This window comes from Oleidesulfovibrio sp. (assembly GCF_047973035.1).
Taxonomy (GTDB): domain Bacteria; phylum Desulfobacterota; class Desulfovibrionia; order Desulfovibrionales; family Desulfovibrionaceae; genus Oleidesulfovibrio.
This window is the reverse complement of the sequence record NZ_JBKEBF010000031.1, coordinates 193,032-206,923: the sequence shown is the minus strand read 5'-3', so window position 1 is coordinate 206,923 and position 13,892 is coordinate 193,032. Positions and strand designations below refer to the sequence as shown.

Genomic DNA, 13,892 nt, shown 5'->3' with positions numbered 1-13,892 from the left:
GCCACCCCAGAAAAGAAGATCCCACAAGAATAACGTTTCTCATCAAACATATTTCTCATTTTGGGTGTACAAAGAAGGGCGAAATCCAGAGTTTTTCTCATTTTGGATTTCGCCCTTCTTTTTATCCGAAACAGTCGACCTATACTCACTAGAAGGCCGCGCCAGTAGCGGATTTGGCCTATATCTGTCCTATGTTTGTCCTATCTGTTTTAGGCTCCACGCTATTTCTCATCTTGGCTGTCCCCCTATAGTTGCGTCGGGTAAATAAAACCAAGTAGGAAGTTATGGAAAATCTCCCCAATTGCCCGCAGTGCAATTCTGAATATGTGTATTCTGACGGCAGCATGCTTATCTGTCCTGAATGCAGCCACGAGTTTAAGGCTGATGACGTAGCAGAAAGAGTGTATAAAGATGCCAACGGTAATGTTCTGGAAAATGGCGATACCGTTATCGTAATTCAGGACTTGAAAGTTAAAGGTGCTTCTTCGCCCATTAAAAAGGGCACCAAAGTAAAAAACATCAAGCTGATTGAACCTGAAGACGGCGTGCATGACATTTCATGCAAGGTGCCCGGCTTTGGTTCTATGCTGCTGAAGACTTCTGTCGTTAAAAAAGGTTGATAGCCGCGCACCGGCTGCTGTGTGCAATACATGCGTTGGTGAAAATTCAGGCTGCAAATGAAACCGGCCCTGTCCTAATGTGGACAGGGCCGGTTTTTTATTCCGGACAGGTACGTGGGGACGTGATTAGTGCCGCAGCCGCTCGATGAGCGTTTTCAGGTGCTGGGCGTTTTCTGCCATTTCTTCAACCGCGCTGCTGGCAAGATGCATTGCCTCTGCCGTTTCATCAGATATGGCGCTGATATCGCCCATTGCGCGGTTTACTTCTTCACTGGCGGCGGATTGTTCTTCGCTGGCAGTGGCTATGGCCTCAACCTGTCTGGCTGTGTCCGCCACGATACCGACTATTTTATTCAAGATGGTGCCGGAATCGGCAGCAAGCCCTGTGCTTTGTTCAACGGATTGTGTTGCCGTAGCGGTGGCCCTGATACTGGCTTGTGCTCCTTGCTGGATGCTGGTGATAGCTTGCGTTACTTCGCGCGTTGCCCCCATTGTTTTTTCTGCCAGCTTGCGCACTTCGTCCGCTACAACCGCAAAGCCTCTGCCTGCCTCACCCGCGCGTGCGGCTTCGATGGCGGCATTAAGTGCCAGCAGGTTCGTCTGGTCGGCTATATCTTCAATTACGGTAATAACGTTGCCGATGTCCTGTGCCTGCTGGCCAAGAGCATCCATATTGCCGCGTAGTGCATCCATCTGGTGATGAACTTCACGGATGGATGCCACGGTCTGCTCAACTATTCTTTCACCTTCTGATGCGGTTTCCCGAGCCAGAGTGGCATTTTGTGCCGCTTGCGAAGCACTGCCTGCCACCTCCAGAATGGTGGTGCCCATCTGGCTCATGGCAGAAGCCGTTTCGCCGGTGCGGCTGCTTTGGCGGCGGGCGCCTTGCGTTGTTTCAGTAACCTGTGCGGCCAGTTCGTCGGCACTGCCGGAGACAACCTCTGCAATGTCGGTAGCCTGTTGTGCAATGTCTGCCATCAGGGAATTTTGTTTTTCAATTTCCCGTTGCTGTGCTCTCACCGGAGTCAGGTCGTAATAAACGCTGAACACACCGATAAGCTTCTTATCAAGGTCAAAGATGGGAGTTGCGGTTACTTCCAGCGTACGCGTGCCGGATTTTGACGTGGCGGTAACCTCTGCCTGTTCCATCTGTTGCTTTTTCAGCGCGTTGATAACAGGCGCGGCAGAGGCATCGTTAATAAATTCCGAAAACGGTTTGCCGTAGAATTCTTTGGGTGCTTCTGTTCTGCCGTATGCTTCCAGCAGCATCTTGTTGGCAAAGGCAATGTTGCCGCCAGCGTCCAGCGTGATGACGGGAAAGCGGTTGGAAACGCCCTCCATAACGCCTTGTGCGTATCCCAGACGCTCTTTAAGGTTTGCCACCATACGCTGGATGGCAACACGAAGCATGTCAAATTCTTTGGGGTAGCTGCCCTGCAATACCGCACTCAAGTCGCCGTCTGCTACTTTGCCTGCAAATTCGCGTAGTGCGCGAAGCTGGCCGTTCATGCGTGAAGTGATGAATATGGTGGTGCAGATACCGAGTATAAGTGAACCCAGAGTGATGATGGCGGTCCCCGTGTTTACCGTTTGTAAAGAAGAAACAAGATTTGTCAGGGCGGTAGTTGCTTCTGTTACTTCTTCTTCTGCCGTGGTGCTGAGGATTTCGTTCAGCTGTCTGATCTGCGATGCTTCTATGACTTCCGCAGCAGCTAATGCGCGGTTGTACGCTGTAGGGTCAAATTTAGTGAAAAGTTCATTTCCTGTTTTTTTCAGCGCATTGAAGCTGTCTTCAATTGTCTTTACTTGTTCTTTTTCAACCGCAGATTTCTGCAGCGGTTTAAGCGTATCCAGCGTATCCTCAAATTCCATGACAAAACTGTCGAAGTTGTACTTCTGCTCTGCATCGCCGCACACATACAGGCTTCCGGCTTCGCTCAGTTCGCTTGCAATGTGCAGCAGGTCGGATACGTATTTTATTTCCAGAAGATACAGGCTGAACGAATGGCCTGCGCCTTGTGAAGCAAGAGCTTTTTCCACTTTGATTTCAGTAAGCGCCTTTAATTGCATCTTTAAAGGCGTGCTGAGTTCTTTTTTCAGGCGATCGCTCTCTGTCACAGCCCATCGTGCCAGCTCAGGATCATAGACAGCAAAAACGTCCGAACGGGCCTTTGCTATAAAGTCATCTGCCTGTGCCCGGACCTGTTCCATCATCTCGATACCTTTCGGAGTGGCGGACTCCAGCACCAGCAGCCGTTCATACTGTTCGTTAAACATGGAGTAGCTGTGTTCAAATTCTTTGCGTGCCGCCTTTTGTCCGGTCAGGTAATCCAGCATGTCGGTATGCATCTTGGACGTATTATCCAGCAACCGAAGTGAAGCAATTGTGCCTGGCACGTCGTCTGTAGCCACTTCGGTTGATATGCCGATGCTACGTGTGTTCATGGTGAATGTTGTGACGCCGGAAAGAACGATAAACAGCAGTATTATGCCGAATCCCAGCATAAGCTGCATCCTGATGGATACTTGCACAAGGCCCCCTTATTGCTTTGTACAATTATTGCGTGCCATGTACTGGCACATTCTGGTGAAAGATTCGGCACGTCTGACAGCTCGTGCGAATCTATCCTCCATGCCTCTTATGGAGGTGACCTACGCAACGTACAGTGAAGTATTGTTGCATAGTGAGTGGGTGTTAACATGCGGCAAAACAGGTGGGTAAGGCAAGCGATTCAATAAAAATATACTTGAGCTGAGTAAGTCTATATCAGTCTATGGTCTCGCTGTATCGTTTTAGCGCAATAAGCACGGCAGCAAGCCAGAAAACCAGTATAGGCCATAACGAAGGCCATGACGCCTCAAATCCGTTACCCTTCAGCAATACGCCGCGCACAATACGCAGAAAGTGCGTTAGCGGAAGGATAGAACCGATTGCCTGTGCCCATTCCGGCATTCCGCGAAAAGGAAACATGAAACCGGAAAGAAGTAATGAAGGCAGAAAGAAGAAGATGGAAAGCTGCACTGCCTGCAACTGGTTTTTGGCGATGGTGGAAAAAGTAACTCCCATGCTCAGGTTGGCCCCGATAAAGGGTAGGGCCATGACAAAAACCAGCCATACATCGCCTGCAATCGGCACCGCAAAGATGTAGCGCGCGGCAGCAACTATGAGCACCATCTGTACATACCCCACAAGAATGTAAGGCAGTATTTTGCCTATGATGACCTCAAGCGGGCTGACAGGCGTTGAAAGCAGGTACTCCATGGTTCCGCGTTCGCGCTCCCGCGTGATTGCCACCGCAGTTATAACCACAAGGGTAAGTGTAAGGATTACTCCCATCAGGCCCGGAACAATATTGTATTGCGAAACGGCTTCGGGGTTATAGTCCGCGTGAATGCGGATCTCTACAGGGAGTTGGCCTGACTGCTGCAGCGCGATGCTGCCGGTAAGGTCTCGGTCAAGAGCCCTGCGGACTATTTCAGGAAATGACGTTGTACCACCGCTTGATGCCACCGGATCCGTAGCGTCGGCTTCCAGCAGCAGCACTGGTCTTTCTCCGCGCAGGATGCGGGTTTCAAGGTTTTCAGGAATGGTCAGAGCAAACTGGACTTCTCCGGTGCTCAGCAGATTGCGCAGCTCCGCCCTGCTGTGCGCATGGCGGGTGATACGGAAAAACGTACTGTTTTGCATGGCGCTGACAATGGAGCGGGCAAAAGGCGAATTGTCAGCAGAGAGTATAGCTGTAGGTAGATTGCGCGGGTCGGAGTTTATGGCAAAGCCGAACAGAATAAGCTGCAGCAGAGGAATACCCAGCATCATCCCCAGCGTCATACGGTCGCGACGCATCTGAATGAACTCTTTTGCCACAATGGCAAAGAAACGACGCGGGGAGAATGATGCCAAAGTCATCAGCGGCTACCGTCTTTGTTTTTTGGTGGCGGGACAGGAGTTGGCGATTCAACCTTCGACTCAGCCTGCCGGCTTTTCTGCGGACCGGTTACGGCTGGTGATGAGCCTGATAAAACTGTCTCGTCCTGTTTGGTGCTATCCGGCGGGGCTGAGTTTTGTCTGGTCGCCCCTGATGCTGCTGTTGAAGGGGAAGCACCCTGTTTTTTTGAAGCTGGAGGGACTTGTTGCTGGGCGGAACGTGCTGTGTTTCCAGATTGGTCTGGTTGTTGAGGGGCCGTTTTCTGCCCCGCGTTAGTTGTGCTGTGCCCGCCACGCTTACTGTGTCCGGTGTCTCCTTTCTGTTTATCTTCTCTGGCGAGCTCCCCTGCAGGCGACTCCGCAGGCTGGTGTGACTGCATCAGGGCGATAAACACTTCTTCCAGTCCGGTTTCAATAAGCTGGCACCGTGCACCGGCAGCTTCAATCCGGCTGATGGCTGCTTGCAGGGCCACGGCATCTTTTCCGCTGACATGCAGCTCGTTTCCGAAAGCTGCCACTTGTTCAACGCCTGCCTTGTCGCGCAGTCCTCTGGCTGTATGGTGCGGGTCGTCGGCTGTTACCCGCCATGTTGTGAGGCCGGAAGAGGCTATCAGTTCTGCGCCTGTCCCCTGTGCCAGCAGGTCTCCGTAGGCGATGTATGCAAGGCGGTTACAGCGCTCTGCTTCATCCATGTAGTGGGTACTGATAAGCGATGTGATGCCTTCTTCCGCTAGCAGGTGAACCTCTTCCCAGAAGTCACGACGGGCGCCGGGGTCTACACCTGCCGTAGGCTCATCGAGCAGCAGTAATTTGGGATTGTGCAACGTGCATGCAGCAAGAGCTACACGTTGTTTCCAACCGCCCGAAAGCTGGCCTGCCAGATGCCATTCAAAGCGGCGCAACCCCATGCGGTCCAGACTTTGCTGTACTGTACTGCGAATATTTTCAATGCGATACATCCGCGCCGCAAACGTAAGGTTTTCGGTAACTGTTAAATCTTCGTACAGGCTGAACCGCTGAGTCATATAGCCTACCAGCGGCTTGATGCGATGTGCTTCATCAATAACGTCAAAGCCCAGACATGTTCCGCTTCCTGCATCGGGCCGCAGCAGCCCGCACAACATCCTGATAAATGTGGTTTTACCTGAACCGTTGGGCCCTAGAAAACCGAAAATTTCCCCGCGGGATACTTGCAGGTCAAGGCTGTTGACCACAGTCCGTTGGCCGAAAATTTTGCTGATGCCGCGCACATCAATGACCAGCCGGCTGCTGCCGGAGGGAGAATCTGAAGACTTCTGGTCCTCAGCCTGCGGAGTGTGAGTATAGCTGGTCATGGCATAGCCTGCTTCAGTTTATTGATCTGCAGAGGCAGGTACATCTTGCTCCGGCAACAGTGAGGCCGGAACAAACACATCCACAGGCAGCCCCGGGCGCAGAACGTAACTGTCTGAAAGAGGGTATGCAGATGTACTGTTATTGTGGGCGGCAGCCGGTTGAACTGTCTCATCCGCGGGGGAAGCGTTCTCGTTAGGCTCCTTTGCCGGGGCGCATGGTGCGGCTTCCAGCATAAAGACCAGTTTTGCACGTTGTGAGCTGGAATAAATGACAGGAGGGGTATACTCCGCATTGTCCGCAATGTAGCTGACACACATGGGGAAGGGCCCGCGAACGCCGTCGATGCGAACCTCTGCCTTGTCGCCGGTGCTGATGCGCCCAGCTACGGGTTCGGGCACAAAAAAGCGGACTTTGATATTTTGCGGCGGCAATAACGAAACTACAGGCTTTCCGGCCGGAACCCATTCTCCTTGCCTGTACATAGTGTCGTGGACCTCTGCAGCGGCAGGCGCACGCTGCGTTTTTTCGTCCAGCAGCCATTTGGCCTGCAGTAATTTCGCTTCTGCAGCCTGTACGTCTGCTTCTGCCGCCCGTATAGCGTCTTCCCGTCCACCCATGCGTGCAGTTGCCAGCTCGGCGCGTATCTGGCGCACCCTTGCGGCAGTCTCGCTCAGCTCTGTTTGCGCACGGTCCAGTTCTTCGCGTGAAATGGTACCGCCCTTGAATAACGATGCTCTGCGTGTGTGTACATCTTTTGCCAGCTCATAGGCAGACTGTGCTTGCCGTAATTGTGCCTCGATGGCCCGCAACTCGCTTGGGCGCTGACCTTTGCTCAGATCCTGCAATTTGTCTTTTGCCTGTTGTACGCGCTGCTCTGCTTCGTGCACGGCAGGCGCCTCCTGTCCTGCATCAAGACTGTAAAGCAGGGCTCCCTGTTGTACATCCTGACCACGGGCGACTGTCAGGCTCTCCAGCCTGCCACCGACCCCGGAGCTTATGTAAACGTATTCGCCTTCCACATAGCCTTGATAGATACCAGTGGGGGCTTCGTTTTTGGGGATGAGCAGAAATACGGCTGTAACCAGTACAACAACGGGCATCAGCAGTATGGGTTTGAACCTGAAAGGCATCAGCAGCTCCGGATGTTCAATGTGCGTTACGGTAATACATACCAGTAGTTGCGCTTATATGGCAATGAGGAGTCTGTAAGAGACGTATTTCATGCTTGCTTCCTGACCGGTTGTGCGCAAAGCGGGCTTCTTGTGCCTGACTGCCTGTGTTTTTAATTGTGTGAAAAGCATGTCTGATGCGCATAATTCAATAATATTAACGGTCTTCTGCCTCATGTGTCAGCAGCGCGTGCGGTATTGATGCGGATTGGGCTGAGGAGTGGGGAAGGGGCGGTTCACTCCTTGGGGCATTGCACGCATATGTCAGATCAATGCGCTTGAGGCGTTTGTTCTGTGACCGAAAGCCGGAAAATGTAAAAAAATATGCAAGCAGACAAGTGAAGGCTGCAAAGCTGTGCTGCAGACTGCATAATCTGGAAAATGTCTGTATTAAGAAAGGTTACAGATAGCGGATCATGATTGATAGTATGGTGCGCAGTCTTCTAAGTGCATGTGATTTTTTTTAAACAAGTAGGATTACATGTATGTGGTACTTTACATGAGTGCTGTGAAAGAGTACCGAAAGCCCCCTGTTTCCAATCATAAATATTCCGGCTCGGAGGATGCCCATGGACCGTGAAAACGAACTGCACCTGACAGTGGGTGTGGATGATCCCGTATCGCCGCTGAAGGCATTTGCTCTCGGCCTGCAGCATGTGCTTGCGATGGATGTGTATATTGCTCCGTTTGTCATGGCGGGCATATTGTCGCTGACAGTGACAGAAACAGCGTCCTTCATTCAGATGACCTTTGTGGCGGCGGGTATTGCCACTCTGATTCAGGCAGGTTTCGGTATACGTTTACCGGTCATGCAGGGACCTTCTTATGTTCCTATCGGTGCGCTGGCTTCCATCGGCAACTCGTTGGGGCTTGGGGCCATGTTCGGTTCGTTGCTTCCCGGTGCGCTTATTATGACCCTGCTGGGCAGGCCGCTGAAAGTGTTCAGTAAAATTGTCCGCTATTTTATTCCTCCGCTTGTAGGCGGTACTGTCATCGTTATCGTAGGTATTGCTTTGATGCCTGTTGCGCTTAAAGGTTGCTACGGGTACTACGGCGATCCTGCAAACAACGCCATTGTGGCGCTGGTTTCGGCCGCTGTGCTTGTTATGCTTACCGTAATGGGCGCACGCCCCGGTAAAGTGAACCAGATGGTGCGCATGAGCTCTGTTGTTATGAGCATGGTTGCGGGAACGCTGACTGCGTCCATGTTCGGCATGGTAGATTTTGGCAGTGTTGCCGCTGCTCCCTGGGTGGCTCTGCCCGCAATTTTTCCTTTCGGTACGCCGGAAATCGACCTTTCCGCCACGCTGACTTTATTTTTCATTTATCTTGTCGTGCTGGTGGAAACCACTGGTACGTGGTTTGCCGTAGAGGCAGTTACAGGGGCAAAGCTGGATGATGACCGCATAAATGGCGGCACTTTTGGTGAAGGTATGGGCTGTTTTCTTGGCGCGATGCTGGGCGGAACCCCTGTAACCGGGTACTCCACAAACGCCGGAATCATTGCTATTACCGGCGTGGCCAGCCGCTGGGCCATCATGGCCGGCGGTGTGATTCTGCTGGTGCTGGGTATGGTGCCCAAGCTGATGAACGTCATTGCCAGCATTCCCGGGCCTGTTATCAGCGGTGTGTTTGCAGTTATCTGTGTGGTAATCGCCATGAACGGCTTTCGCGTTGTGCGTAATGTAAAGCTGACCGAAAGGAATATGCTGGTCATGGGGCTGCCTATTCTGCTTACACTTGCCGCCGTATTTATGCCGGAAGAATTACGCAACAAACTGCCCGACCTTGTCCGTTACCTTGTGGAATCGGGCATTGCCGTGGGTGCTGTTTCTGCTGTTGTATTTAACCTCGTGCTACCGCGTGATGCGGAGTAGTTAAAGGATTTGCCATGGGTTCAACCCTGTTACGTAATGCCACTGTTCTTTCCATGGACGCCGAGCGCCGTATTTTTGAAAACGGCGATGTCCTTATTAAAGATGACCGTATTGCCGCTGTCGGCGTTGTAGAACCGCAGGATGCCGATGCCGCCGATGAAGTGCTGGATATGGCAGGACGCATTGTGCTGCCCGGTCTGGTGAACACGCACGTGCACACTTCGCAGCAGCTTGAACGTGGCCTTGCAGATGATGTTGACCTGCTTACATGGCTGCATGACCGTACATGGCCTTTTGAAAGCGCACTTTCAGAAGAGGACCAGTATCTTTCCACGTTGGCCTGCGGCTGTGAACTTATCCGTTCCGGTGTAACCACCTTCGGTGAAGCCGGTGGACAGCATGTGGACGCTACCGGCCGTGCTGTAGAGGAACTGGGGCTGCGTGCCAACCTTTGCCTTTCCAGCATGGACTGTGGTGAAGGACTGCCGGACGGCTGGGTTCGCCCGACGCAGGAAGTGCTGGCAGAGCAGAAGGGCCTGTACGACAGATGGCATGGCAAAGCTGATGGCCGCATTAACATGTGGTTCGGCCTTCGGACAATTTTCAACTGTTCTGATGAGCTGATTGTTGCCACCAAGGACATGGCAGATACCCTGAACACCGGCGTGCATATGCATGTTGCGGAAATTCTGGAAGAAGTCCGCTTTGCAGAACAGACCCGCGGTGCCACTACCGTGGAACATCTGGCTTCGCTGGGTGCTCTCGGGGCAAACCTTCTGGCCGTGCACCATGTGTGGCTGACCCCCAAAGAGGTGGACCTGCTTGCGCTGCACAACGTGAAGACTTCGCACAATGCAGCGGCTGCCATGCGTTATCTGGGCTTTGCGCCTGTGCCGGAAATGCTGCGCAAGGGGATTTCCGTTTCCATAGGTACGGATGGTGCACCCAGCAACAATCATATGGATATGATGAGTGAGATGTATCTTGTTTCGCTTATCCACAAAGGACGTCACCTTGACCCTTATGCCGTAACGGCTGAACGGGTACTGGAAATGGCAACCGTCATGGGCGCACAGTGCATGTTGATGGAAGAGTCCATCGGCTCGTTGTCAGCAGGTATGAAGGCAGATCTTATTGTGGTTAACCCCTGCGATTTCGGAACCCTGCCTGTGCATGATCCTGTTTCAGCTATGGTCGGGGCTATGTATTCGGCAAATGTGGAGTCTTCCATGTGCGACGGGCGCTGGCTGATGCGCGACCGTAAGGTGCTGACCGTGGATATGGAAAGTGTGCTTGGTGAAATACAGTCCAGAGCTGACACCGTACGTAAACGTGCCGGTATTCAACTGCCCCCGCGTTTTCCCGTAACAAAAGTACGGTAGCAGGGTGGCTCTTACGCCAACTTGCCTTTGTTCGTTTATCTGTTGCCTAGCAGCCCAGATACATGAGCGATGGTGCAGTTGGCCTGATGAAATAAGAAAGCCGGTCGGTGAGAACCCCGACCGGCTTTTTATTGTTCTGCGTGATGGTTGCTAGCCTTGGGACAGTTCGTCCAGTTTTTCTGCAAGAATCGTCAGGTTCTGGACTGAGCCGGAAGATTCTTCCATCCTGCCTGCCACTTCATTTGCGATGTGGCTTACCTCGTCCATGGCGGAGCGTATCTGCTCGCTGGATGCGGATTGCTCTTCCGCCGCGGTGGCGATGGCGTCTACCTGTGATGACGACTGATTTACCAGTTCGACAATTTTATTCAGTGCTTCGCCTGACTGCTCTGCCAGCTTGGACGCATTGCCCACCATTTCGGTGGTCGTGTCCACGTTTTTGATGGATTCCTGCGCGCCGGTCTGAATGGCATTAATGGCACCGCCGACTTCGTGTGTAGCGCTCATGGTTTTTTCTGCCAGTTTTCGTACTTCATCGGCAACAACGGCAAAACCGCGTCCTGCGTCACCGGCACGGGCAGCTTCGATGGCGGCGTTCAGCGCCAGCAGGTTGGTCTGGTCCGCTATATCGCGGATGACTGTCATTACCTGACCGATGCCTTCTGCCTGCGAACCGAGATTCTGCATTACGTCTTTGAGTGCTGCTGTCTGTTCCTGCACTTGAAGGATGGCAGATACGGAGTCGCCTACGATTCGTGCACCTTCCAGAGCCTGCTCGCGGGTTTCAGATGCCTGTTGCGCCGCAGCGGATGCGTTGCTTGCCACCTCAAGCACTGTGGCATTCATCTGCTCCATGGCGGTGGCTGTTTCCGCCACGCGTTGCTGCTGCATCATGATACCTGAGTTTATCTGTTCAAACTCGCCCGAAAGCTGATGGCCGGTGCGGGACACTTCGGATGCAGCCTCGCGCGTGGTGTCATTGACTTCTCTGATACGGTTAAGCTGATTTTCAATGGCGTTTTGCGAGTGAACAAGATCAGTCACGTTGGATGCTACTTCCACATATCCATACTGACGTCCGCGCGAATCGCGCAGAACATCGGCAGAAGGATGCACATACAAGGTCTGTCCGCCCGTTTCGATACATATGATTTCCGCTTTGACGGGGCCATTGGCTGCTTTGGCCATTTCAATGGGGCAGTGGGGAGTCTGGCAGACTTCCGTGTTGAACTTGTCATGGCAGTGGCATTCTGCCAGCTGGTTTTCATCAACTCCGATAAAGTCTTTTGCGGCCTTGTTGGCCATGATGATTTTAAAGTTGCCGTCCACTGCAAAGATGGGGTCGGGTACTGTGTTCAGCACGTCTACATACTTTTGCATATCAACCATCATCAGACCCAGCTTGGCCATAAGCGTGTTAAACCAGCGGGCAAGATCGCCGATTTCGTCTTTCTGACTGTCGTTCAGCCTGTCGTCAAAATTGGCACGGTCTTCTGCAATATCTTTGATTTTGCCTACCATCTGACTGACGGGAGTAATCACAAAGCGGCGCAGCATAAAGAATGCAACCAGAGCGGGAAGGATAAGGATGATTGTCAGTGCGCTGATGAGCACGTTGGAAGAATACGCTTTGATGGCTGCAAACTCGCTAAGGTCAAGAGCGCAGACAAGCACGCCGACCTGATCGCCGCGGTAGTCTACAATAGGATGGGTGGCAAGGGCTGTGCTTCCGTATCTGCGGAACTCAAGAGATTTTTTGCCTGCTTCCAGAAGCGGAGCATCAGTATGTTCTACCAGTTCCGTGTTGTCCTGGCCGCTGACCAGCACAAAGTCATTGCCGATAACAGGGTATTTCTTCGGGTTGTTAAGCGAACGGGCAATGGACAGCATGTCCTTGTTCATAAAAAGGGAAAGTGCCGTACCCTCGGCGGAACTGGCAGCAAGAATGGGGTCGAAGGGTACAAGTGTTTCGACAGAGCCGAGTGTTTTACCGTCCGGCCCGATGACGGGGGCCACACCGCGCACAACAAAGCCGCCGCGTCCCAGCTCGATACCCTGAACGGGCTTGCCGGCCTTGTTTACATCAAGAACAGTATTGCGAAAGCTACTGATGTCGTCCGAAACGTCTGTCCACTTGCCGTTGCGCTGGGTTTGCTTTTCGCGCCATAGCCGTACAAGGCTCCGGCCGTTGGGCAGATGATAGTGCAGGCGCATGCTTTTGCCGGTGTTGCTTTTATAGCCCTGCAAAGCCGGCGCAAGCGCAGTGCGCAAAAGCTCTCTTGCCCTTTGCGACTCTGGTGAGTTTTCATCGTTGATGTTGCCGCTGTGAGCAAGCTGAAAAGCCTGAATTACCTCCGGCTGACCGCTGAAGGATGACGCAAGTGCAAGTGCTGAATCTCCGGCAGTGTTGATTCCGGAATCCACTGCATTGAAGACATCTGTTACCATGGAGGAGACGAATTTTTCCTGCATGCGTTCAAAGGATGTGCTGATAATGGCATAACTGGCTATGCCAAGCCCTAATACGATGATGATCTGGGGAAGTGACAATTTCCAGCCGAGTTTCATGGTGGTTCCTTGCATGTGTTTATGCCTGAATCTGATTTAAATACAGGCATGACAGCGGCCCGCCTGCGCCACCGGTGTTTTGATGGTATTATTTTGCATTTTAAAATAAGGCCTTGCAATTTTTGATTATTATTTGCCCCTAAATCAAGAAAAGCAACAGGCCGTGCTTCACTCAAACAAATACATGAATGCCCCATAGCCCTCCTGTTCCAGTTTTTCTGCCGGTATGAACCTAAGTGCTGCAGAGTTGATGCAGTACCTTAACCCTGTAGGCTGCGGACCGTCAGTAAAAACATGCCCTAAGTGAGAGTCTGCATGCTTGCTGCGGACTTCAGTTCTTATAGAAAAAAAGCTGCGGTCTTCTTTTTCAACAATATTCTGCGGTGTCAGCGGTTGATAAAAACTGGGCCAGCCCGTTCCCGAGTCATATTTGTGGATGGAACTGAAAAGCGGCTCGCCTGATACAATATCCACATAGAGGCCGGGCTTTTTATTGTCCCAGTATTCGTTATCGAAAGGAGGTTCAGTACCATCCTGTCGGGTAACTTTAAATTGCAGCGGTGTTAGTTGTTTTTTCAGAACATCAACAGGTGGAGTTAAATATTGTTCACTGCTGGCGGTCTGTTTCTGTTCGGTTGTATGATATTCGTCTGCAAATGCTACGTTCTGAAAAGACAAATAGCCAAAAAAGACTGTAAAACCAAGAATCATTATGTCTCTAAATGCCATAAGAATCTCCTTTTGGATTTAAAATGATCTCTTTTGGTGCTGTGTAACGCTATATAATATGTGTGATTGCGTGGCGAACTGCCTATAACTACAGAAATAATAGGTGTGATAGCTTCTTCGTCAAGAGCGTTGCTCTTGGTTGCGTCCGCCCTGATCGTTGCGGGTTGTTATCTGTTTTTTTGAATAGAATTCTCTGAATTTTTGTTTCAAAATGTGGCGTTACGACCTGCGCAGAACAAAAGAACATTATTTGCAGGATGCTGGCGTGTCGGCATGCGCCTGTGCAA

7 protein-coding genes and 2 pseudogenes are annotated in these 13,892 nt (G+C 51.9%); 3 read left to right on the top strand and 6 right to left on the bottom strand.

The window, feature by feature from the left end; genetic code table 11:
• The first annotated feature begins 284 nt into the window (after positions 1 to 284).
• A complete protein-coding gene (locus ACK5LI_RS09670) occupies positions 285 to 620 on the top strand; it encodes a zinc ribbon domain-containing protein YjdM (protein WP_416948674.1) in 336 nt (111 codons plus the stop codon).
• 126 nt (positions 621 to 746) lie between these two features.
• Here the strand turns inward: ACK5LI_RS09670 and ACK5LI_RS09665 are convergent, their stop codons facing one another.
• The 4 genes and pseudogenes from ACK5LI_RS09665 to ACK5LI_RS09650 all read right to left on the bottom strand — a co-directional run bounded on the left by ACK5LI_RS09665 (position 747) and on the right by ACK5LI_RS09650 (position 7,010).
• Entirely contained in the window at positions 747 to 3,152 is a 2,406-nt protein-coding gene (locus ACK5LI_RS09665; RefSeq protein ID WP_416948672.1) for a methyl-accepting chemotaxis protein, read from the bottom strand.
• Between the two features lie 235 nt (positions 3,153 to 3,387).
• Positions 3,388 to 4,527, bottom strand: a complete 1,140-nt coding sequence (locus tag ACK5LI_RS09660) for an ABC transporter permease (RefSeq protein ID WP_416948670.1) — start codon at positions 4,525 to 4,527, stop codon at positions 3,388 to 3,390.
• A 392-nt stretch (positions 4,528 to 4,919) separates the two neighbouring features.
• A pseudogene (locus ACK5LI_RS09655) lies at positions 4,920 to 5,879 on the bottom strand (ABC transporter ATP-binding protein); the annotation flags it as partial.
• A gap of 18 nt (positions 5,880 to 5,897) precedes the next feature.
• Positions 5,898 to 7,010, bottom strand: a complete 1,113-nt coding sequence (locus tag ACK5LI_RS09650) for an HlyD family secretion protein (RefSeq protein WP_416948668.1) — start codon at positions 7,008 to 7,010, stop codon at positions 5,898 to 5,900.
• 608 nt (positions 7,011 to 7,618) lie between these two features.
• Between ACK5LI_RS09650 and ACK5LI_RS09645 the strand changes: the two genes are divergently transcribed.
• Both ACK5LI_RS09645 and ACK5LI_RS09640 read left to right on the top strand, forming a co-directional pair.
• Positions 7,619 to 8,926 (top strand): nucleobase:cation symporter-2 family protein, encoded by a 1,308-nt coding sequence (locus ACK5LI_RS09645; RefSeq protein WP_416948666.1) that lies wholly within the window; start codon positions 7,619 to 7,621, stop codon positions 8,924 to 8,926.
• A gap of 14 nt (positions 8,927 to 8,940) precedes the next feature.
• Positions 8,941 to 10,308 carry an amidohydrolase gene (locus tag ACK5LI_RS09640; RefSeq protein ID WP_416948664.1) on the top strand — a complete coding sequence of 456 codons (1,368 nt, stop codon included), beginning with the start codon at positions 8,941 to 8,943 and terminating at the stop codon, positions 10,306 to 10,308.
• Positions 10,309 to 10,458: 150 nt separating this feature from the next.
• Here ACK5LI_RS09640 and ACK5LI_RS09635 read toward each other — a convergent pair whose 3' ends face one another.
• Together ACK5LI_RS09635 and msrB are read right to left on the bottom strand one after the other, a co-directional pair.
• A complete protein-coding gene (locus ACK5LI_RS09635; protein WP_416948662.1) occupies positions 10,459 to 12,876 on the bottom strand; it encodes a methyl-accepting chemotaxis protein in 2,418 nt (805 codons plus the stop codon).
• Positions 12,877 to 13,044: 168 nt separating this feature from the next.
• Positions 13,045 to 13,461: pseudogene (gene msrB / locus ACK5LI_RS09630) on the bottom strand (peptide-methionine (R)-S-oxide reductase MsrB); the annotation flags it as partial.
• Between the last annotated feature and the right edge of the window lie 431 nt (positions 13,462 to 13,892).

Excerpts from the sequence above, each read along its gene's own strand:
- ACK5LI_RS09670 (WP_416948674.1), top strand. The coding sequence starts at position 285 with ATGGAAAATCTCCCCAATTGCCCGCAGTGCAATTCTGAATATGTGTAT.
- ACK5LI_RS09660 (WP_416948670.1), bottom strand. The coding sequence starts at position 4,527 with ATGACTTTGGCATCATTCTCCCCGCGTCGTTTCTTTGCCATTGTGGCA.
- ACK5LI_RS09650 (WP_416948668.1), bottom strand. The coding sequence starts at position 7,010 with ATGCCTTTCAGGTTCAAACCCATACTGCTGATGCCCGTTGTTGTACTG.
- ACK5LI_RS09645 (WP_416948666.1), top strand. The coding sequence starts at position 7,619 with ATGGACCGTGAAAACGAACTGCACCTGACAGTGGGTGTGGATGATCCC.
- ACK5LI_RS09640 (WP_416948664.1), top strand. The coding sequence starts at position 8,941 with ATGGGTTCAACCCTGTTACGTAATGCCACTGTTCTTTCCATGGACGCC.
- ACK5LI_RS09635 (WP_416948662.1), bottom strand. The coding sequence starts at position 12,876 with ATGAAACTCGGCTGGAAATTGTCACTTCCCCAGATCATCATCGTATTA.